At 75.4% G+C, this 20,338-nt stretch carries 18 protein-coding genes; 11 read left to right on the forward strand and 7 right to left on the reverse strand.

The window, feature by feature from the left end:
- Positions 1–109: 109 nt before the first annotated feature.
- A complete protein-coding gene (gene pepN / locus ACWIX6_RS17075; RefSeq protein WP_448613627.1) occupies positions 110–2,659 on the forward strand; it encodes an aminopeptidase N in 2,550 nt (849 codons plus the stop codon).
- 202 nt (positions 2,660–2,861) lie between these two features.
- On the opposite strand, the gene ACWIX6_RS17080 is transcribed toward pepN, so the two are convergent.
- The 3 genes from ACWIX6_RS17080 to ACWIX6_RS17090 are packed head-to-tail and all read right to left on the reverse strand — an operon-like array spanning position 2,862 to position 5,256.
- Positions 2,862–3,440 carry a DUF5130 family protein gene (locus tag ACWIX6_RS17080; RefSeq protein ID WP_448613628.1) on the reverse strand — a complete coding sequence of 193 codons (579 nt, stop codon included), beginning with the start codon at positions 3,438–3,440 and terminating at the stop codon, positions 2,862–2,864.
- 7 nt (positions 3,441–3,447) lie between these two features.
- On the reverse strand, positions 3,448–3,774 hold the full coding sequence (gene ctaJ, locus ACWIX6_RS17085) for an aa3-type cytochrome oxidase subunit CtaJ (protein ID WP_448613629.1): 327 nt from the start codon (positions 3,772–3,774) through the stop codon (positions 3,448–3,450).
- Positions 3,775–3,819: 45 nt separating this feature from the next.
- Complete coding sequence (locus ACWIX6_RS17090; RefSeq protein ID WP_448613630.1) at positions 3,820–5,256, reverse strand: amidase; 1,437 nt, start codon at positions 5,254–5,256, stop codon at positions 3,820–3,822.
- 68 nt (positions 5,257–5,324) lie between these two features.
- Between ACWIX6_RS17090 and kynU the strand changes: the two genes are divergently transcribed.
- Positions 5,325–6,590 carry a kynureninase gene (kynU, locus tag ACWIX6_RS17095; RefSeq protein ID WP_448613631.1) on the forward strand — a complete coding sequence of 422 codons (1,266 nt, stop codon included), beginning with the start codon at positions 5,325–5,327 and terminating at the stop codon, positions 6,588–6,590.
- On the opposite strand, the gene ACWIX6_RS17100 is transcribed toward kynU, so the two are convergent.
- The 3 genes from ACWIX6_RS17100 to ACWIX6_RS17110 form a co-directional block, all read right to left on the reverse strand.
- Positions 6,583–8,205, reverse strand: a complete 1,623-nt coding sequence (locus ACWIX6_RS17100; RefSeq protein ID WP_448613632.1) for a hypothetical protein — start codon at positions 8,203–8,205, stop codon at positions 6,583–6,585. The genes kynU and ACWIX6_RS17100 overlap by 8 nt on opposite strands.
- Before the next feature lie 132 nt (positions 8,206–8,337).
- Positions 8,338–8,985, reverse strand: a complete 648-nt coding sequence (locus tag ACWIX6_RS17105) for a sortase domain-containing protein (protein WP_448613633.1) — start codon at positions 8,983–8,985, stop codon at positions 8,338–8,340.
- 268 nt (positions 8,986–9,253) lie between these two features.
- Positions 9,254–9,862, reverse strand: a complete 609-nt coding sequence (locus ACWIX6_RS17110; RefSeq protein WP_448613634.1) for an HNH endonuclease — start codon at positions 9,860–9,862, stop codon at positions 9,254–9,256.
- Positions 9,863–9,983: 121 nt separating this feature from the next.
- Between ACWIX6_RS17110 and ACWIX6_RS17115 the strand changes: the two genes are divergently transcribed.
- From ACWIX6_RS17115 to ACWIX6_RS17135, 5 genes are all read left to right on the forward strand, one after another.
- A complete protein-coding gene (locus tag ACWIX6_RS17115) occupies positions 9,984–12,086 on the forward strand; it encodes a prolyl oligopeptidase family serine peptidase (protein WP_448613635.1) in 2,103 nt (700 codons plus the stop codon).
- A 73-nt stretch (positions 12,087–12,159) separates the two neighbouring features.
- Positions 12,160–13,182: a mechanosensitive ion channel family protein gene (locus tag ACWIX6_RS17120; RefSeq protein ID WP_448613636.1), complete on the forward strand. Its 1,023-nt coding sequence runs from the start codon at positions 12,160–12,162 to the stop codon at positions 13,180–13,182.
- Positions 13,183–13,250: 68 nt separating this feature from the next.
- Entirely contained in the window at positions 13,251–14,588 is a 1,338-nt protein-coding gene (locus ACWIX6_RS17125) for an MFS transporter (protein WP_448613637.1), read from the forward strand.
- The gene (locus ACWIX6_RS17130; protein ID WP_448613638.1) at positions 14,585–14,983 is read left to right on the forward strand and encodes a globin; all 399 of its coding nucleotides are present in this window, start codon (positions 14,585–14,587) and stop codon (positions 14,981–14,983) included. The genes ACWIX6_RS17125 and ACWIX6_RS17130 overlap by 4 nt, the downstream gene beginning before the upstream one ends.
- A gap of 266 nt (positions 14,984–15,249) precedes the next feature.
- Positions 15,250–16,785: an ATP-binding cassette domain-containing protein gene (locus ACWIX6_RS17135; RefSeq protein ID WP_448613639.1), complete on the forward strand. Its 1,536-nt coding sequence runs from the start codon at positions 15,250–15,252 to the stop codon at positions 16,783–16,785.
- Between the two features lie 105 nt (positions 16,786–16,890).
- Here the strand turns inward: ACWIX6_RS17135 and ACWIX6_RS17140 are convergent, their stop codons facing one another.
- Positions 16,891–17,259 carry a hypothetical protein gene (locus tag ACWIX6_RS17140; protein WP_448613640.1) on the reverse strand — a complete coding sequence of 123 codons (369 nt, stop codon included), beginning with the start codon at positions 17,257–17,259 and terminating at the stop codon, positions 16,891–16,893.
- Positions 17,260–17,814: 555 nt separating this feature from the next.
- Here ACWIX6_RS17140 and ACWIX6_RS17145 point away from each other — a divergent pair.
- The 4 genes from ACWIX6_RS17145 to ACWIX6_RS17160 are packed head-to-tail and all read left to right on the forward strand — an operon-like array spanning position 17,815 to position 20,301.
- On the forward strand, positions 17,815–18,375 hold the full coding sequence (locus tag ACWIX6_RS17145; RefSeq protein ID WP_448613641.1) for a biotin transporter BioY: 561 nt from the start codon (positions 17,815–17,817) through the stop codon (positions 18,373–18,375).
- Positions 18,372–19,115, forward strand: coding sequence for an energy-coupling factor ABC transporter ATP-binding protein (locus ACWIX6_RS17150; protein WP_448613642.1), 744 nt, complete (start codon positions 18,372–18,374; stop codon positions 19,113–19,115). Before ACWIX6_RS17145 ends, ACWIX6_RS17150 begins: the two co-directional genes overlap by 4 nt.
- Positions 19,112–19,765 carry an energy-coupling factor transporter transmembrane component T family protein gene (locus tag ACWIX6_RS17155; RefSeq protein WP_448613643.1) on the forward strand — a complete coding sequence of 218 codons (654 nt, stop codon included), beginning with the start codon at positions 19,112–19,114 and terminating at the stop codon, positions 19,763–19,765. Before ACWIX6_RS17150 ends, ACWIX6_RS17155 begins: the two co-directional genes overlap by 4 nt.
- Positions 19,762–20,301, forward strand: coding sequence for an MOSC domain-containing protein (locus tag ACWIX6_RS17160; RefSeq protein ID WP_448613644.1), 540 nt, complete (start codon positions 19,762–19,764; stop codon positions 20,299–20,301). The genes ACWIX6_RS17155 and ACWIX6_RS17160 overlap by 4 nt, the downstream gene beginning before the upstream one ends.
- The last annotated feature ends 37 nt before the right edge of the window (positions 20,302–20,338 follow it).

Genomic DNA, 20,338 nt, shown 5'->3' on the forward strand with positions numbered 1-20,338 from the left:
GCGCGGGCCCCGCTGACTGCGAGCAAGGCCCACCCCCGGCGGGGCATTCCCGCAGGCGCGGGCGGGGACACCGGGCGAGACCGTCGTCGGCCCGTGGGAACCTTGCGCCGTGTCCGTACCCAACCTGACCCGTGATGACGCCGCAGCCCGCGCCGCACTGCTGGCCGTCCAGAGCTACGACCTCTTCCTGGACGTGACCGACGGGCACGGGCATCCCGGCGAGGAGACCTTCCGCACGGTCACCACCATCCGGTTCGACGCCCGCACCCCCGGCGCGGAGACGTTCGTGGACCTGGTCGCCCAGCGGGTGCGGTCGGCGACGCTCAACGGGACCGAGCTCGACGTCAGCGGGTACACCGAGGAGCACGGCCTGGTCCTCCCCGACCTCGCCGAGCACAACGAGCTCGTCGTCGACGCCGACTTCTGCTACTCGCGCACCGGCGAGGGGCTGCACCGCTTCGTCGACCCGGAGGACGGTCAGGTCTACCTCTACTCGCACTTCGAGCCGGCCGAGGCCAAGCGGATGTTCACCTGCTTCGACCAGCCCGACCTCAAGGCGACCTTCACCGTGCACGTCGCGGCGCCGTTCGACTGGCAGGTCATCAGCAACACCGGGGACCGCACGCTGGAGGCCGGGGACGCCGGTGCGCAGCTGGTGCACTTCCCGCCCACCAAGCGGCTGTCCACCTACCTGGTGGCCCTGGTCGCCGGGCCCTACGCCAAGGTCACCGACCTGCACGACGGGATCCCGCTGGGCATCTACTGCCGCGCGTCGCTGGCCCAGCACCTGGACCCGGACGAGATCTTCGCCGTGACCAAGGCCGGCTTCGACTTCTACCACCGGGTCTTCGACTACCCGTACCCGTTCGACAAGTACGACCAGCTCTTCGTGCCCGAGTTCAACGCCGGCGCCATGGAGAACGCCGGCGCGGTGACGTTCCTGGAGGACTACGTCTTCCGGTCCAAGACCAGCCGGGCGCGCTACGAGCGGCGGGCGGAGACGATCCTGCACGAGCTGGCGCACATGTGGTTCGGCGACCTGGTCACCATGCGCTGGTGGGACGACCTGTGGCTCAACGAGTCCTTCGCCACCTACATCTCCACGCTCTGCCAGGCCGAGGCGACCGAGTACACGACCGCCTGGACGACGTTCGCCAACACCGAGAAGAGCTGGGCTTACGCCCAGGACCAGCTGCCCTCCACGCACCCGATCGCGGCGGACATGGTCGACGTGGCGGCGGTCGAGGTGAACTTCGACGGGATCACCTACGCCAAGGGCGCCTCGGTGCTCAAGCAGCTGGTGGCCTACGTCGGCCGCGACGAGTTCCTGGCCGGGATCCGCCGCTACTTCCGCAAGCACGAGTACGGCAACACCACCCTCGCCGACCTGCTCGGCCCGCTGTCGGACGCCACCGGCCGGGACCTGTCGGAGTGGTCGCAGCAGTGGCTGCAGACCAGCCAGGTCAACACCCTGCGCCCGGTGTACACCCTGGACGGCGAGGGCCGGTACAACGACTTCGCGATCCTGCAGACCGCCGTCCCCGAGCACCCGGTGCTGCGCGACCACCGGCTGGCCGTCGGCCTCTACACCGCCGGTCCCGACGGCCTGACCCGGACGCACCGGGTGGAGCTGGACGTCGCCGGCCCGCAGACCGAGGTGTCCGAGCTGATCGGGCACCCGGCCGCGGACCTGGTGCTGGTCAACGACGACGACCTCACCTACGCCAAGCTGCGGCTCGACGACCGGTCCCTGGCCACGCTGCGGTCCGGCATCGGCGCGCTGCCGGACTCCCTGCCCCGCGCCCTGTGCTGGTCGGCCGCCTGGGACATGACCCGCGACGGCGAGCTGGCGGCCCGCGACTGGGTGCAGCTGGTGCTGGCCGGCGTCGACGCGGAGAGCGAGATCAGCGTCGTCCAGTCGCTGCTGGCCCGGGTGCAGGCCGCGCTGGCCTCCTACGCGGACCCGCGGTGGGCGCCGACCGGCTGGACCCTGCTGGCCGACAAGTCACTGGCCGCGCTGCACGCCGCCGAGCCGGGCAGCGACGCCCAGCTGCAGTGGTCCCGGACGCTGGCCGCCGCGGCGCGCAGCGACGAGCACGTGGCCGCGCTGCGCGGCCTGCTCGACGGGTCGCTCACGGTCGAGGGGCTCGCCGTGGACGCCGACGCCCGCTGGGCCTTCCTCAACGGCCTGGTCGCCATCGGCGCGGCCGGGGACGCCGAGATCGACGCCGAGGCCGCGCGGGACGCCACGGCGACCGGCGTCCGCCGGGCCGCCACCGCCCGGGCGCTGCGGCCCACGGCGGAGTCCAAGGCGGAGACCTGGGAGCGGGCGTTCACCGACGAAACCATCGCCAACGCCGTGCACGAGGCGATGGTGGCCGGCTTCTGGCACCCGGCACAGACCGAGCTCACCGCCCCCTACGTGGAGCGGTACTTCGCCGACATCGCGGCCATGTGGGAGCGCCGTCCCGGCGAGATCGCGAAGAACGCCGTGGAGTACCTGTTCCCCAAGATCGTCGAGCCGCGCACGCTCGAGGCGGCCGACGCCTGGCTGGCCGACGACTCCGCCCCCGCGCCGCTGCGCCGGCTGGTGTCCGAGGGCCGGGACGGCGTGGCCCGCGCCCTGCGCGCCCGCGAGAAGGACGCCGCCGCGGGCTGACGGCCGACAGCCGGCGCCGTCCGGGGTCGCCTTGCTCGCTCTTCTGCTGCGCCGCACGCGCTACGACACGTGCAACGCAGCAGGAGAGCGTGCAAGGGCCGTGGCCCCGTCCCGGGTCCCGCCGCGAGCTCGCGACGGTGGGGTCAGGCCCCCTGCAGGGTCCCGCCGCGAGCTTGCGAGCGGTGGGGGGCAGGGGGTCCTTTCAGTGGTGGTGCCGGTTGGACGGGTGGCCGGCTGCGTCGGAGAGCTGCCGCAGGCCGTTGACGATGGCGCCGACCAGGTCACCGGAGCCCAGCCGGCCGGTCATCGACAGCACGGCGAGCGCGCAGGCCCGGTCGGGCAGCCGGCGGGCGGCGGCGGTCCCGGTGACGATCTCCAGCACCCGCTGCGCCGGCGAGAGGGCCACCAGCACGCTGGTGCTGGGATCGGTCCCCGAGCGGCCGTGCAGGTCCTCGGCGGTCGCCCGGGTGTCGGTGCCCAGGTCGCCCACGTAGAGGGTGATGAACAGCCCGGTCTCGCGCGAGGACATGGTCAGCGCCTCGTCGATGCGCGCCAGGTCGCGGAAGGAGAACGGCCCGGAGTGCGTCTCGTCGGTGACCGAGCCGAGGCTCTCCCGGGTGGCGCTGTCGCCGTCCGCGTTGTGCTGGGACATGAGGGCGGTGCCCCCGCCGCCGGGCGTGCTGTCCTGGAGCGTGCGGTCGCGCGACGAGGGGTCGTGGACGGCGGCGCGCTGCTGCGGCCCGGAGGGGGTGGAGCCGGCGGAGGAGGCTGCGGTGCTCATCGCCGGGTCACCAGGTCCCACGGGCGCCGCCGGCGGCGGTCCGCCGGGGGGCGGCCGGCTCGTGCGGGTGCTCGCCGATGGTCAGGGCCGCGGCGGTCGCGCCCAGGCCCGGCCGGCCGGCGCCGTTGCCGGCGTGGTCGTCGTGCCCACCGCCGTGCACACCGGCGGCCTCGGGGTGCGGCTCGTACCAGACGGGCTCGTGCTCCCACTCCTGCCCGGGGCGGTAGCGGGTCTTGTCCCTGCCCCGGCCGGGGATGAGCGTCGCGACCGCGAGGGCGAGGAAGACCGCCAGCGGGATGACGCCGTAGACGAGCACGGTCTCGATCACGGACATGCCGACAATCTAGCGGGGCCGACGATCACCGGCCCGCGCAGGCGGTCACCAGCCCGGCGGGTGTCGGTGCGCCCAGGGCCGGGCCTCCTCGAGCTGGGCGGAGAGGGCCACGAGGGTCACCTCGTCCGCCGGCCGCCCCACCAGCATCGACCCGACGGGGAGCCCGTCGGCGGTCCAGCCCAGCGGCACGCTGACCGCCGGCTGGCCGGTGACGTTGTAGACGGCGGAGAACGCGGCGTAGCGCTTCTGCAGCTCGAAGTCCGCGGCCGCGTCCCCGTCGGCGTCGAACCAGCCCAGCGGGCGCGGGGTCATCGTGCACACCGGGGCCAGCAGCACGTCGTAGCCGCTGGTCGACTGGATGAAGCGCCGGGCGAACAGCCGCAGGGTGAACATCGCCTCCATGGCGTCCTTGGCGCTCAGCGCCAGGCCGCGGTCCCGCATCCACCGGGTCAGGGGACGCAGCTGCGGCACCGCCGCCTCGGGCACCGGCAGCGTCGTCGCCGACAGCGCCCACACCACCTCGAAGGCCTCGAACACCCCGGGGGTCAGCGGCGGCCCGGGGAGGTCCTCGACCTCGTGCCCGAGGCCGCCCAGCAGGGCGGAGGTGTCCTCGACGGCGGCGCGCACCTCCGGGTCCAGCTGCGCGCCGGGCATGCCCGAGTCGAGGTAGCGGCCGACCCGCAACCGGCCCGGCGGGCGGTCGGCCGCGCCGAGGAACGTCTGCCCCGGCGGCAGCGGCGGCGCCCAGAACGGGTCACCGGTCACCGGCCCGGCCATCGCGTCGAGCATCGCGGCGGCGTCCCGGACGGTGCGGGCCAGCGGCCCCTGCACGCCCAGTCCGGTGACCTCGGAGTTGTAGGGCGCGTTGCTGACCCGGCCGCGGCTGGGCTTGATGCCGAACAGCCCGGTGACGCCGGCCGGGATGCGGATGGAGCCACCGCCGTCGGACCCCTGGGCGAAGGGCACCAGCCCGGCGGCGACCGCGGCCGCTGCCCCGCCGCTGGACCCTCCTGCCGACAGGCGGGTGTCCCACGGGTTCCGGGCCGGACCCACGACGTCGTTGTCGGTGTAGCAGGGGAACCCGAACTCGGGCGTGTTGGTCTTGCCGACACTGATCGTCCCCGCGGCGGCCAGAGCGGTGACCACGGCGTCGTCCACGTCCGGCCGGAACTCCGACAGCACCGCCGAGCCGAACGTCGTCCGGACGCCGGCGGTGTTGTTGAGGTCCTTGATCGCCGTCGGGACGCCGTGCAGCGGCGGGAGGTTGCCGCCGTCGAGCACCGCACGGTCGGCCGCCGCGGCCGCGGTCCGGGCGCGGTCGGCGGTCACGGTGATGAACGCGCCGAGGCCCGGGTCCAGCGCCTCGATCCGAGCCAGGGCGTGCTCCACCAACTCGGTGGGGCTCACCTCCTTCGCCCGCACGGCGGCGGCCTGCTCCAGCGCGGTGAGGTCGTGCAGCTGCGTGCCGTTGGGCGGGGTCACCGGCCGGACGCTAGCCCTGGGGCTTTCGGTACCGAAAGCCCCAGGGGGATCGGGAGATGATGGGCGGCATGGACCTCACCCGCGCCGCGGCCGCCGCCTGCGACGACGCCGATCCGCTGGCCGGCTTCCGCGCCCGGTTCACCGGGGCCGACGACGACGGCCCCGACCGGCTGCTCTACCTCGACGGCAACTCCCTGGGCCGGCTGCCGGTCGAGACCCCGGCCGCGGTGGCCCGGGTTGTGGAGCAGGAGTGGGGACGGGGCCTGGTCGGCTCCTGGCGGGACTGGGTCGACCGGTCGCGGCGGATCGGCGACGTGCTGGCCGCGGGCGTGCTGGGCGCCCGCCCGGGGGAGGTGCTGGTCGGCGACTCCACGTCGGTCGACCTCTACAAGCTGCTGGTCGCCGGGGCCGACGCCCGGCCGGGCCGGGACGTGCTGGTCTGCTGCGCGGACGACTTCCCCACCGACCGGTACGTCGTGGCCGGGGTCGCGGCCGCCCGCAGCATGACGGTGCGCGAGGTGGAGGCGCACATCGACACCGGCCTGGACCTCGACGTGCTGGCCGCGGCGCTGGACGAGCGGGTCGCCGTCGTCGTGCTGTCCCAGGTCGCCTACCGCTCCGGCGCGCTGGTCGACCTCGCCGCGGTGACGCGGCTGGCCCGGGACGCCGGCGCGCTGGTGCTGTGGGACCTCAGCCACGCCGCCGGCGCGGTGCCGGCCGACCTGCACGCCGCCGGCGCGGACCTCGCCGTCGGCTGCACCTACAAGTACCTGAACGGCGGCCCCGGCGCCCCCGCCTTCCTCTACGTCCGGCAGGAGCTGCAGGACCAGCTCCGGCAGCCGATCTGGGGATGGTTCGGCCAGCGCGACCAGTTCGCCATGGGCGCCGCCTACGACCCGGCGGACGGCGTCGACCGGTTCGCCGTCGGCACGCCGCCGGTGCTGGCGATGGCCGCCGTCGAGGTCGGCGCCCGGCTGGTGGCCGAGGCCGGGATCGAGCGGCTGGCCGCGAAGGGCTCGGCGCTGACCGACCTGCTGGTCGGGCTGGCCGACGAGTGGCTGACCGGGTACGGCGTCGCCGTGGCCAGCCCCCGGGACGCCGCCCGCCGCGGCTCGCACGTCAGCCTCGCCCACCCGCAGGCATGGCAGCTGACCCAGGCGCTGGTCGACCGCGGCGTCGTCCCGGACTTCCGCACCCCCGACCGGGTGCGCTTCGGCGCGGCGCCGCTGTACACCCGGTTCGTCGACGTCTGGGACGCGATGGCCCGGCTGCGGGACGTCCTCGCCGAGGACGCCCACCTGGCCTACCCGACCGAGCGCGCCCGGGTCACCTGAGCGGGCTCCCGCCGGCCGTGTCGAGCCCGTCCCGCCGGCGGGGCCGCAGGACCGCGACGGTCCCGAGCGCGGCGACGACCAGAGCCGCCGCGCCGACGGCGACCAGCGGCGAGGCCGGGCGCTCCTCCTCCCAGCCGGTCTCCGAGCGCAGCCCGACGTTGACGACCGGCGCGGCCGGTGCGGCGGAGGCGGGCGCCACGGCGGCCACGACCGGCGCTGCCGCGACGTCCAGGGCGAGGACGACGACGGACGAGGGCGCCAGCGGGTCGTCGCCCTCGATCAGCACCAGCTCGTACGCCCCGGGCGCGGTGTCGGCCGGCAGGGTGACGGTGGCGTCCGACGCCGTGCCGGAGACCGGCAGCAGCGTGGGCTCGGTCAGCAGGGTCTCGGTGGTGTCCGTGCTGTCCACGCCGCCGGCCGCGGCGTCGGTCTCCGCCGCCGCGACCGACGCGGCCGCCGTGTCCGGGCCGCCGGCCGGTGGCGCACCGGGCGCCGGCGCGGCCGCGGGGGTGCCCAGGTCGGCCACGTCGCCGACGGCGGTGACGACCTCGGTGACCGCTGCCATGGCCGAGGCCGGCGAGCCGTCACCGGCCGGGCCGGCGGTGCTGGTCAGGACGTCGGCCAGCGACGCCACGACCGGGGCCGGGTCCTCGGTGCTGCTGGTGCCCTGGTCGGCCGAGCCGTCCGAGCGACCGTCCGCCTGACCGTCGGCGTAGCCGGCGTCGTAGCCCTCGTCCGTCTCGGAGTACCCCTGTCCGTGGCCGGCGCCGTAGCCCTCGCCGTAGCCCTCGCCGTGCGCCTCCGTGTAACCGGCCTCGTACCCGTCGGAGTAGCCCCGGTCGTACTCGGAGTCGTACTCGTCCGCGGGGGCGGAGGGGACCAGTGCCACCTCGACGTCGTCGAGCCGGCCCAGCCCGAGGGAACGGAGCGGCGAGCCGTCCGGCACGGTGAGCGTCACCGTGCCGCCGGCGGTGGCCGGGTAGGGGGTGCAGGCCGCGGGGTCCACCGCGTCGACAGGGCAGGGCAGCGCGGAGAACGCGCCCAGCTGCGGTTCGACCGTCACCGCGGAGGTGCCGAGGCCGGTGAACCCGAGCAGATAGGGCAGCGTGGTCACCACGACCGCGGGATCGCTCGCGGTCAGGCCGTCGACGGTGAGGATCCCGACCGGTCCGCCGGTCGGGTCGTCCGGGAGTCCGACCCGGAGCGCGCCGTCCCCGAGGTCGGTGACGTCGAGGTGCTCGGGGCCGTCGGCGTCCGTCGACAGCGTGCGCGTCGGTTCGTCGTCCATCGACGCGCCGGTGAGCAGCGTGACCGAGGCGTCCGCGGCGTCCAGCACGCTGGGCACCTGGACGACGACCGCGCCGCCCCACTCCACCTCCACCGGGGTGTACCACTCGCTGTCGGCGGCTCCGTCCTCGGGCACCGGGACGTCGGCGTAGTTCTCCACCGGGAAGAGCAGGACGTCGACCTGGGTCGGGTCCAGCGGGACGGTGAGGCCGGGTGCGGCGACGGCCGGAGCGACACCGACGGCCAGCGCGGCGAGGAGGGCCACCGGGACGACGGCCGCGCGGGACAGCCCCCGGACAGCGGACCGGGACGCGGCACGGGCGGACATCGGCAGCGCCTCTCATCTGGTGGCGCTGCGGCGCGCCGGCCCTGCCGAAGCTAGGACCGGAGGGGATCCACACGAGCCGGTGGCGCGCAGCAGGAACTGCCAAAGCCGGCCGCCCACTGTGGGGCCGTGTCGTCAGGACTCCGCGAAGACGACGAGGTTCTCCGTCGAGGTACGCCCGGCCTCGCGCTGCAGGCAGGTGATGAGCACCAGCCGTCCGGGCGAGGCCTCCCAGACCTCCGCGGCGCCGGCCAGGTCGTCCTTGTCGTACCGCGCGGTGCGCTCGACGGTGTAGGAGACCGTGCCCCCGGGCGTGCTGACCTCCACCTGGTCCCCGGCACCGAGCGCGCTCCCGCCCTCGCCGGGGCCGAGCAGCGGGTCGAACCCGTCGCTGCCCCGTCCAGCGGAGTGGGCGGCCAGGTAGAGCGTGTTCTCCGCCTGGCCGGCCGATCCGACCGGCTCCCCGTACGGCTCGATCCAGTAGGCCGCGGTGAGCAGCGGGGGGTCGATCACACCGCGCTGGGTGGTGAGCGGGAGCACCGGCAGGTCCAGGTCGACGGCCGGGACCCGGACGTGGACGGCGGACGACGGCGTGGTGTGCGCGCTCGGCGTGGACGTCGGCGGCGCACCCGGGAGAGGGGCGGCCGTCAGCTCGGCCGGCGCCTGCCCGCCCGCCCCCGGCGCCGGGTCCGTGGACAACCCCGCGCCGAGGACGACGGCCCCGGTGAGCCCCAGCGCGGCCAGCCCGGACAGGGCCGCGGTCCGCCGGCCGGGCCGCCTCATCGGTCGCACGTCGACGTCCCGGCACGCCGCGCGCAGCGGCACCGGGGACGGCGAACGGTCGACATGGGCGGGCCCTCTCTGCTGGCGGCGGTTCCGGGAGGCCGTCCGCACCCTAGGAGCGTGGACCGCCCGGACCCCGCGCCGACATGCTGAACACGGGTGACCCCCTCCAGGGCACCGCCCCGAGTAGGAGGACCCGCTCCTCCCGACCCTCGCGAGCTCGGGCCGGGCCCCTGGAGCGGGCCCTGGGGAAGAGGGGGTCCTTGCTCTAGGCGCTGACGGACTCCGTCATGCCGAGCCAGGCGTGCCAGCGGGGGTCCACGGTGCGGTGCCCGAGCAGCCGCCAGGCCGCTCCGCTGGGTGCGCCGGGCTGCCGCGGCAGCGACCAGCCGATCTCGGCCAGGAAGCGGTCGGCCTTGGCGTGGTTGCAGCGCCGGCAGGCCGCGACGACGTTGTCCCAGGTGTGCGTGCCCCCGCGGCTGCGCGGCACCACGTGGTCGATGCTGGTGGCCGAGCCGCCGCAGTAGACGCAGGTCTGCCCGTCGCGGGTGAACACCGCGCGCCGGGACAGCGGCACCTGGACCGGGTAGGGCACCCGCACGTACCGGGTCAGCCGGACCACGATCGGCACCGCGAGGGTCAGCCGCTCGGCGTGCACCTCGTCCTCGGTGACGTCGACGGCCTCGGCCTTGGCGGCGAGCACGAGCACGATCGCGCGGCGGCTGGAGACCACGCACAACGGCTCGTAGGTGGCGTTCAGGAGCAGCGTGGCGCTGGCGGTCGCGGCTGCCGGGGCAGGCGCGTGCGGACCGGCGTGCGGGTCGCGCCTCGAGCCCGGATGGCCCGCGGACGACGACCCGAGTCTGGTGATCGACACGGGACACCTCCGATGCCCCGGGCCGCCGGTGGCTCCAGGTACCCGCGGGCACGCCCATAGTGCCCTGCGGCCCTGTCGTCTGGCACGGCGAATCGTCGGCCGCCCCGGTTACGGTCGGTGCGTGCCCTCTCCCCCCACCCCCCGTCTGGACCTGGTCGAGGACCTGCACGGCGTCCCCGTGGCCGATCCCTACCGCTGGCTGGAGGACGCCGCCGACCCGCGCACCGCAGAGTGGGCCGCGGCGCAGGACGCCCTGGCCGCGGAGCTGCTCGCCGCGCTGCCCGCCCGGGGGTCCTTCGCCGACCGGCTCACCCAGCTGGTGCACGCCGGCGCCGTCGGGGTGCCCGTGTGGCGGGCCGGGCGCGCGTTCTCCACCCGCCGCGACCCCGGCCAGGAGCACGCGGTGCTGCGGGTCCGCGAGCCCGACGGCACCCAGCGGGTCCTGGTCGACCCGATGGCGCTGGACCCGGCCGGGACGACGACGCTGGACGCCTGGTCGCCGTCCTGGGAGGGCGACCGGCTGGCGTACCAGCTGTCCACCGGCGGGGACGAGGAGTCCCGGCTGTACGTGCTGGACGTGGCCACCGGCGAGCTGCTGGACGGCCCGGTCGACCGGTGCCGGTACTCCCCCGTCGGCTGGCTGCCCGGCGGCGAGGAGCTGTTCTACGTCCGCCGGCTGGCCCCGGACCTGGTCCCGGCGGGCGAGGAGCAGTTCCACCGCCGGGTGTGGCGCCACCGGGTCGGCAGCGACCCCGGCACCGACGTGCTGGTCCACGGCGAGGGCAGTGACCCGGCGACCTACTTCGGCGCGCGCACCAGCGCCGACGGCCGCTGGCTGGTCGTCTCGGCCTCGGTGGGCACCGCACCGCGGGACGACGTCTGGCTGGCCGACCTGGCCGGGGACGGCGAGCTGCGGGAGCTGCAGGTCGGCGTGGACGCGCAGACCTCGGCCTGGGTGGCCCGCGACGGGCGGCTGTGGCTGCACAGCGACCGCGACGCCCCCCGCGGCCGGCTCGCCGTCGCCGACCCGGCCGACCCGGGCAGCTGGGCACCGGACAGCTGGCGGGAGGTCGTGCCGCAGCAGCCCGACGGCGTCCTCTCCGACGTCGCGCTGGTCGACGGACCCGACGGCGGGCTGCAGGTGCTGGCCGTGCACGCCGTCGACGCGACCGACCGGCTCTCGGTGTGGGCCGCGGACGGCAGCGGGCGGACGGCGCAGGTGACGGACCTGCGCCCGGGCAGCGTCTCCGGCGTCAGTGCACCGCCGGAGGGCGGCAGCACGGCCTGGGTCGGCTACACCGACTACGCGACGCCGCCCTCGGTGCTCCGCTGGGACGCCGGCTCCCCCACCGCGCTCGCCGACTGGGAGCGGGCGCCCGTCGCCGGGGACGTGCCGGACGTGCGGGTGGTCGAGACGCACGCGACCTCGGCGGACGGGACACCGGTGCACCTGTTCGTGCTGTCCGGGACCGGGACGCCCGGGGCACCGCGGCCGACCGTGCTCTACGGCTACGGCGGCTTCAACGTCTCGCTCACCCCCGCGTACACCGCGCAGACGCTGGCCTGGGTGGCCGCCGGCGGGGTGTGGGTGGTGGCGAACCTGCGCGGCGGCTCCGAGCACGGCGAGGAGTGGCACCGGGCCGGGATGCGGGAGCGCAAGCAGAACGTCTTCGACGACTTCGCCGCCGCGGCCGAGCACCTGGTGGCGCAGGGCTGGACGACACCGGCGCAGCTGGCGGTGATGGGCGGCTCCAACGGCGGGCTGCTCGTGGGCGCGCTGCTGACCCAGCGGCCCGAGCTGGTGTCCGCCGTCGTCTGCAGCGCCCCGCTGCTGGACATGGTCCGCTACGAGCTGTTCGGGCTGGGCCGGACCTGGAACGACGAGTACGGCACCGCCGCCGACCCGGAGGAGCTGCGCTGGCTGCTGGGCTACTCCCCCTACCACCGGGTGGCTGACGGCACCGCCTACCCCGCGGTCCTGTTCACCACCTTCGAGTCCGACACCCGGGTCGACCCGCTGCACGCCCGCAAGCTCACCGCCGCGCTGCAGCACGCGACGTCCTCGGACCGGCCGGTGGTGCTCCGCCGGGAGCTGTCGGTCGGGCACGGGGCGCGGGCGGTGAGCCGGACCGTCGGGCTGGCCGCCGACCAGCTGGCGTTCCTCGCCGCGCACACGGGTCTCGGCCCGCCCGGAGAGGCCGCTGACGCGCCGGTCCCGACGTGATGCCGGCCGACGGGACGCCGCCGACCCGTGGCGGTCGTCGATCGCGGCCGGCCGACCTGGGAGACTGACCCGCATGGCGAACGCGCTGGTGGTGAGGGCGGCCGAGGCCGACGTCCCGACCGTTCCGAGCTGCGTCACCTCGGACAGCACGTCGCTGTGCGCCCGGGTCTACGAGGCGTTCGGGATGGACTGGCTCGCGGCCAACGCCGACGCGCTGATCGAGAAGCCGGCCACCATCCTGCTGATCGTCGTGCTGGCCGCGGTCGTCCGGCTGATGCTGCACCGGGGCATCCGCCGCCTCATCGACCGGACGGCCACCGGCGCCGTGCCCACGGTGCTGCGGCCCTGGCGCAACCGCGCCCGGCAGGCCGACCGGGACGGTCTGGAGCTGATCGTCGCCCGGCGCTCCCAGCGGGCCGAGGCGATCGGCTCGGTGCTGCGCAGCCTCGCCTCGATGGTGGTGCTCGGGATCGCGGTCGTGCTCGTCCTCGGCGAGCTGGGCATCAACCTGGCGCCGATCCTGGCCAGCGCCGGGGTGATCGGGGTCGCGCTCGGCTTCGGCGCGCAGAACCTGGTCAAGGACTTCATCGCCGGGGTCGGGATCATCCTCGAGGACCAGTACGGCGTCGGCGACGTCGTCGACCTGGGCGAGGCCAGCGGCACCGTGGAGGCCGTCGGCCTGCGCATCACCCGGCTGCGGGACGTCAACGGAGTGGTCTGGTACGTCCGCAACGGCGAGGTCCTGCGCGTCGGCAACCGCAGCCAGGGGTACGCCCAGGTGGTCATCGACATGCCGGTCGCCCACGACACCGACCTGGACCTCTGCCGCCGGCTGATGCAGGAGGTCGCCGACGCGATGGCGGCCGACGAGGAGTGGGAGCCGGTCCTGCTGGGCGAGCCCGAGTCGCTGGGGGTGGAGCAGATCACCGCGGAGGGCGTGCTCTTGCGGGTGCAGGTGCGGACCACCAACGCCGACCAGTGGCGGGTGGGCCGGGAGCTGCGCATGCGCCTCAAGGAGCGGCTGGTCGCCGAGGGCATCAAGACGCCGCTGCCCCTACTGGGGGCGGGCGCCGGCGCGGCCGTGGGTCTCCGCTGATCCGCCGCCGCCCCCGCCGGGGCGCACCGGGCCCGGCCGGACAGGACCGCCCTGCCACCTTCCGGCAGGTGTTCGCGGTGCGGGAGTTCCGCCCCCTGTTCGGTTCCTACCTGCTGTCCACGATCGGCGACGAGCTCGCCCGGGTCGCGCTGACCGTGCTGGTCTACCAGCGGACGGACTCGGCGCTGCTCGCGGCGGTCACCTTCGCGATCAGCTACCTGCCGTGGGTGCTGGGCGGGCCGGTGCTGGCCGCGCTGGCCGACCGGCTCCCCCGGCACCGGGTGCTCATCGCCAGCGACGTCGTGCGCGCCGTGCTGGTGGCCGTCATGGCGGTGCCCGGCATGCCGCTGCCCGTGCTGCTCGGGTTGCTGCTGCTGGTCTCGGTGTGCGCCCCGCCGTTCGAGGCGGCGCGGTCCGCGCTGATGGCCGACGTCCTGCAGGACGACCGGTACGCCGTCGCCACCTCGCTGACCGGCATCACCCTGCAGCTCTCGCAGCTGATCGGGTTCCTGCTGGGCGGCGCGCTGCTGGTGACGCTGTCGCCGTCGGGCGCGCTGCTGATCGACGCGGCCACCTTCGCGCTCTCGGCGGTCTGGCTGGCCCGCGGCCTGACCCGCCGGCCCGCTCCCGCAGCACCCGGGGACGGCGGTGGCGTGCCGCGCACCATCTGGAACGACACCGGCACCGGGCTGCGCTTCATCCTCGGTCACCGCCGCCTGCTGGCCATCGTCGGCGTGCTCTGGGTCGCGGCGCTGTTCGTCAACGCACCCGAGGGCATCGCCACCCCGCTCGGGGTGCAGCTGCGCGACACCACGTCGGTCACCGGGCTGCTGCTGGCGGCCAACCCCGCGGGCACCGTCGTCGGCGGCCTGCTGGTGGGCCGGCTGTGCCCGCCGCACCTGCGCGCGCGGCTGCTGGCCCCGCTGGCCGTGCTGTCGCTGGCCGGGGTGCTGCTCGCCGGCCTGGTGCCCTTCTGGCTGGGTGCCTCTCCCACGTCGTTCGTGCTGGTGCTGGCCTGCTTCTTCCTGGCCGGCGTCGGTGGCGCGTTCTCGATCCCGTTGAACGTGGCGTTCGTGCAGGCGGTCCCCAGCGCCTTCCGCGGCCGGGCGTTCGGGGTGGCGGTGGCCGGCCTGTCCGGGGTGCAGGGCCTCGGCGTCCTGCTGGCCGGGCTGAGCGCCGAGGTGCTGCCGCCCAGCACCGTGGTGGCACTGTGCGGCGCGATCGGCCTGGTGGCGGTCGCCGGACCGCTGGTGGCCTTCCGCCGCACCCGCGGGCACGCGGTCGGCGACGAGCCCACGACGGACGGCGCGGACGCCGACCCGGAGGGCGCGGCCGGTGGCGGCCCGGGAGACCGGGGTGCCCGCGTGCCCCCCGCCGGCGGCACTGAGGGACGATCGGGAGCATGAGCGAGACGAGCCGGTCACTGCCCACGGCGCGCAGCTTCTACGCCGAGATCGGCGGCGCCCCCACCTTCCGGGCGCTGGTGGCGCACTTCTACGCGGCGGTCCGCGAGGACCCGGTGCTGCGGCCGCTGTACCCGGCCGACGACTGGGAGGGCGCCGAGACGCGGCTGCGGCTGTTCCTCGAGCAGTACTGGGGCGGGCCGACCACCTACTCGGAGAACCGCGGCCACCCGCGGCTGCGGATGCGGCACGCCCCCTTCGCCATCGGCCCGGCCGAGCGCGACGCCTGGCTCACCCACATGCGGGCGGCGGTCGACTCGCTGGAGCTGCCGCCCGAGCAGGACGCCACCCTGTGGCGCTACCTGGAGATGGCCGCGTACAGCATGCAGAACCGCTGAGCGACCCGGTTCTCCGCACGCCTCGCGCGGAGCACCGCCCGCCGTCGCCGTCCCGACCAGGGGACAACGGCTCGATGCTGTCGCTGTACCGACGGGTGCGGGGCCGGAGCGCCTCCGGCGCGTCCCCCGGGGACCCGCCGTCGCGGGACACGGGCCGGCCGGGGGCCACGTAGCATCCGACCGATGACACAGCGTCGCGGGAGACGCTGGAGCCACCGTCCGCCGACCCGTGTCGACGGACCTTCCCCACGGAGGCCCGCCCACCCATGACGGTGCTGCAGGTGGAGGGCCTGACGAAGTCGTTCGGGGCCCGTCGCGTCCTGCGGGACGTCTCCTTCGGCGTCGGGGAGGGCGAGATCGTCGGGCTGGTGGGCACCAACGGTGCCGGCAAGTCGACGCTCGGCGACATCCTCGCCGGGACCATCGCGGCCGACTCCGGTGCCATGACCCTGAAGGGCTCCCCCTACGCCCCGCTGTCGGCGGCCGACGCCCGCCAGCTCGGTGTCGGGGTCGTCGAGCAGCTGGTCCGGATCGACCCCGGGCTCACCGTCGCCCAGGCGGTCTTCCGCGGCACACCTCAGGCCGGCCAGTCGCAGGCGGACCTGCGCCGGCACGCCCAGGTGCTGCTCTCCGAGGTCACCCTCGACGTCGACCCGGACAGCCTCGTGGGCGACCTGCCGCACTTCGTGCACAGCCTGGTGGAGATCGCCCGCGTGCTCGCCGAGGACACCTCGCTGGTGGTGCTGGACGAGGTGTCGGCCGCGTTGCTGCCCATGGAGGTCACCGGCCTGCACGCGGTGGCCGGCCGGCTCGCCCGCCAGGGACGGGGCGTGCTCTACATCAGCCACCGGCTGCCCGAGATGCTCGAGGTCGTCGACCGGGTGCTGGTGCTGCGTGACGGCCGGATCGCCCTGGACCGGTCGGCGGCCGGCCTGGACCCGGTCCAGCTGGCCGCGGAGACCGTGGGTGAGCCGGTCGCGCTGCCCGCGCCCCGGGTTGCGTCGATGCCGCAGCCGGCACGGGCGGACGACGGCGCGGCGTCCTTCGGGCCAGGGCCGTCCCCGGACGGCGAGGTCGCACTGCGGGTCCGCAATCTGCGGGTGCCCGGCGTGGTGGAGGGCGTCGACCTGTCGCTGCACCGCGGCGAGGTGATCGGGCTGACCGGGCACCGGTCCTCGGGCGTCCGGGAGATCGCCGGGGCGCTGTCGGGGGAGCTCCCGGCGATCACCGACGAGCTGCTGCTGCACGGCCAGCCGCGCTCGCTGGGCTCGCCGGCGGACGACGGTGCGCTGCGCCTGCCCGCCTACCGACCCGACGAGGACGCCTACGGCGTCGACCCCGGCGAGACGATCGCCCGGACACTGACCCAGGAGCCGTGGGGCGCGCTCACGGACCTGCGCCAGGAGATCGCCATGCTCCGCGGCGTCATCCGGACCGTCCACGAGATGGACGTGAAGACGCTCAGCATCCGCACGGTCTTCGGCGCGCTGTCCGGCGGCGACCAGCACAAGCTCGCGCTCGCCCGGTGGATGTCGGCCTCGGCGCACGACGTCGTCGTCCTGCACGAGCCGACCCGTGGTCTCGACGTACGCGCCCGCCAGCAGGTGCGCCGGCTGCTGGACGACGTGACCGCGCACGGCACGTCGGTCGTCGTGGTGTCGGTCGACCCCGACGAGCTGGCCGAGTGCTGTGACCGCATCGGCATCGTGTCCAACGGCCGGGTCGCGCGCTGGATCGACACCGGCGACCTCGCCGTCGACGCCGTCCGCGACCGGATAGTCGAGGCCGCCACCGCCGCCTGAGCCGGTGCGCCGGCGCCCTCCCGGAGAAGGGCGCCGGCGCACGCCGTCGGCCCCGCTGCAGGGGCCCACCACGAGCGTGCGAGTGGTGGGGGGCAGCGGGGTCCTTCAGACGCTCACGCTGCCGGCTACGGCCCGCAGCTTGTGCCGGGCCAGCGCCAGGTTCGCGGTCATCCGGTTGAGCACGAGGTAGATGAACAGCCCGCTGTTGCCCTGGCCCTTGAGCACGTTGATCAGGTGGTACTGACCCTGCAGCGTGATGAGGACGTCCTCGATCTCGTCCTTCAGCTCCAGGTCCTGGATGGTGCGCAACTTCGCGCGCACCACGTTCGAGTTCCCGGCGGCCGCGACGTTGAGGTCGAACCCGGGCGTGCCGCCGGTGGCCAGGGCCATGCCGCTGTCGATGTCCACGATCGCGGCGCCGTTCGCGCCCTCGATCGCGAGGAGGTCGGCGATGACGTTGTCGAGCTGTGCCACGGATGGGGCTCCTGTCGTTCTCGGTGGGGGACGCAGCGGGGCGCTGCGCACCGGGTCGGGGGGTGACCCGGGTCGACCGGAAGGACCGGACGTCCGGGTCTGCACGGGGTCCCGGGGCGGCGGCAGTGCCACCCCGGCGTGCGTCGCACCGGCCGGATCGCGGTGCGGAGCCGGTTCCCCGACGGCGGGCCGGGCGTCGGGCGACCGGGCCGACTCCACCCGGTGCTGCGGGGTGGGGTCCGGTGGCGCCGGCGGTCGCCGGGACCACAGCGACGCCCACCACCCGGTTGCCATGCCTTGTTCCGCCTTCGCCGAGGGGCTCAGGACCCCCAGACAACACGGCGCCGAGGACGGCGGCAAACCGGCTGGCATATCTGCAGGTGAGCGCGCAGGCACACACGGCGATCGGTTCGCCGACCGCTCGGACGGCCCTCGGGAGGTGCTGCGGCCGGCCCAGAGCGCATCGCGTCCCCGCCGACCGATGGACGGCGAGCGGGCCTCGGGTACCTTCCGCGGGAGCCTGAGCGCCCGCCGGCCGCCGTTGGAGGAGACGTCGTGAAGACCCGTGACCTCGCCTACGTGGCGCTCTTCGCCGCCATCACGGCCGTGCTGGGGCTGGTGCCGGCGATCCAGGTCGGGCCGGTGCCGATCACGGCGCAGACCCTGGGCGTGATGCTGGCCGGGTCGGTGCTGGGCGCCCGGCGGGGCTTCCTGGCGCTGCTGCTCTTCCTGGTGCTGGTCGCCGTCGGCCTGCCGCTGCTGGCCAGCGGGTCGGGTGGGCTGGCCGTCTTCGCCGGTCCCTCGGCGGGGTACCTCTACAGCTGGCCGATCGGTGCCTTCGTCGTCGGCCTGATCACCGAGCTGACCTGGTCGCGGTACAACCTCGGCTGGGCGCTGCTGGCGAACGTGGTCGGCGGGATCCTGGTGGTCTACGCCATTGGCATCCCCTTCCTGAGCCTCTACGGCGACATCCCGCTGGCCGCCGCGTTCACCGGCTCGTTCGTGTTCCTGCCCGGGGACGCCGTCAAGGCGGTCATCGCCTCGCTGGTCGCCGTCCAGGTGCGGCGGGCGTACCCGGTGATCGAGCGGCCTCGCCGGGCGGCCGCCGCCCGGTGAGCAGGAGGCGGTCCGCCGCCGGTCGCGCGCCGGAGGCGGCCGCCGACCCGGGCCGGGGCATCGAGCTGACCGGCGTGGGCCACGTGTTCGGCACCAGGACGGTGCTGGCCGGGGTCACCGTGCGGCTGACCGAGCGGCGGGTCGGCGTCGTGGGGGCCAACGGGTCCGGGAAGTCCACCTTCGCCCGGCTGCTCAACGGACTCGTCCTGCCCACCGAGGGGACGGTCGCCGTCGACGGCCTGGACACCCGGACCGCGACCCGGGCGGTGCGCCGCCGGGTGGGCTTCGTGTTCCAGGACCCCGACGCGCAGATCGTGCACCCCACCGTCGCCGAGGACGTCGCCTTCGGGCTGGAGAACATGGGCGTGCCGGCCGCCGAGCGCGCCGAGCGGGTGGCCGAGGTGCTGCACCGCTACGGCCTGGCCGGGCACGCCGACCACCCCGCGCACCTGCTGTCCGGAGGCCAGAAACAGCTGCTGGCGATCGCCGGGGTGCTGGTCATGCGCCCGGCCCGGATCGTGCTGGACGAGCCGACCACGCTGCTGGACCTGCTCAACGCCCGGCGGGTGGCCCGGCTGGTGGCCGAGCTCGAGCAGTCGGTGGTGGTGGTGACCCACGACCTGCCGCTGATCGAGGACTTCGACCGGGTGCTGGTCTTCGACGCCGGGCGGTTGGTCGCCGACGACTCCCCTCGCGCCGCGATCGCGGCGTACCGGTCGCTGATGGCCGGCCGGTCGTGACCCTCTCGCTGTACGTGCCGGTCGCGAGCCCGGTGCACCGGCTGCGGGCGGGAGCGAAGCTGCTGGCGTTGGTGGCGGTCAGCGTGGTCGTGTTCGCCGTCCCGACGCTGGCCGTGGTCGGCTCGGTGCTCGCCGCCGTCGTGCTGATCGGGCTGGGCGTGGCCCGGCTGCCGGCCGCGCTGCTCGGCCGGCAGGTGCGCGCCGTCCTGTGGTGGCTGCTGGGGCTGGCCGTGGTCACCGGGCTGGTCAGCGGCGCGGCCGCCGCGGCACTGGTGGTGCTGCGGCTGCTCGCGCTGGTGCTGGCCGCCGCCGTGGTCACCGCCACCACCCGGGTGACCGAGCTGGTCGCCGTCGTGGAGTGGCTGTGCTCCCCGCTGCGGGTGTTCGGCGTGCGGCCGGCCCGGATCGGCCTGCTGATCGCCATGACCCTGCGGTTCATCCCGCTGGTGGCCGAGCGGGCCGAGCGGATCCGGGAGGCGCAGGCGGCCCGCGGGGGCACGGTGCGCGGCATCCGGGCGTGGACGACGACCGCGGTGCCGCTGCTGGTGCAGGTGCTGCAGATGGCGCACACCGTCGCGGAGGCGCTGGACGCCCGCGGCGCGGACGACGACGCGCCGACGGCGCGGCGACCGGGGAGAGGACGGCGATGAGCGGTCGGGTGCTGGAGATCTGGACCGCGCCCGAGGCGGCCGCGCCGATGGTGCGGCGGCCCGCGGTGGCGGCGCTCCCGGGGGTGGGACTGGACGGGGACCGCTACGCGCTGGGCGGCGGCACCTGGGCGCAGTACCCGCAGCTGGAGAAGCAGGTGACGCTCGTCGACGCCGCCGCGGTGGCCGAGGCCGCCCGCGGAGCCGGGGTGGAGCTGGCGCCCGGGGACACCCGGCGCAACGTCGTCACGACCGGTATCGACCTGCCCGCGCTGGTCGGCCGGTGGTTCACCGTGGGCGACGTGCTGCTGTTCGGGTCCAAGCGCTGCCCGCCGTGCACGCACCTGGAGCGGCTGACCGGGCACAAGCTGGTGAAGGCGCTGGCCACCCGCGGCGGCATCAACGCCGCGGTGTTCGTCGGCGGCACGATCGCCGAGGGAGACGCGGTGCTGCCGGTGTCGGAGGAGGAGGCCGCCCGCCGCGGCGCGCCGGTGGGCGCCGACCGCCCGGTGCCCCGGATCGTCGCCCTCCCGGACTGACCCCGCGCGATCCTTGGGGCTCGAGCCCGCGTGCCTT

The sequence above is a fragment of the Modestobacter sp. URMC 112 genome (genome assembly GCF_053502575.1).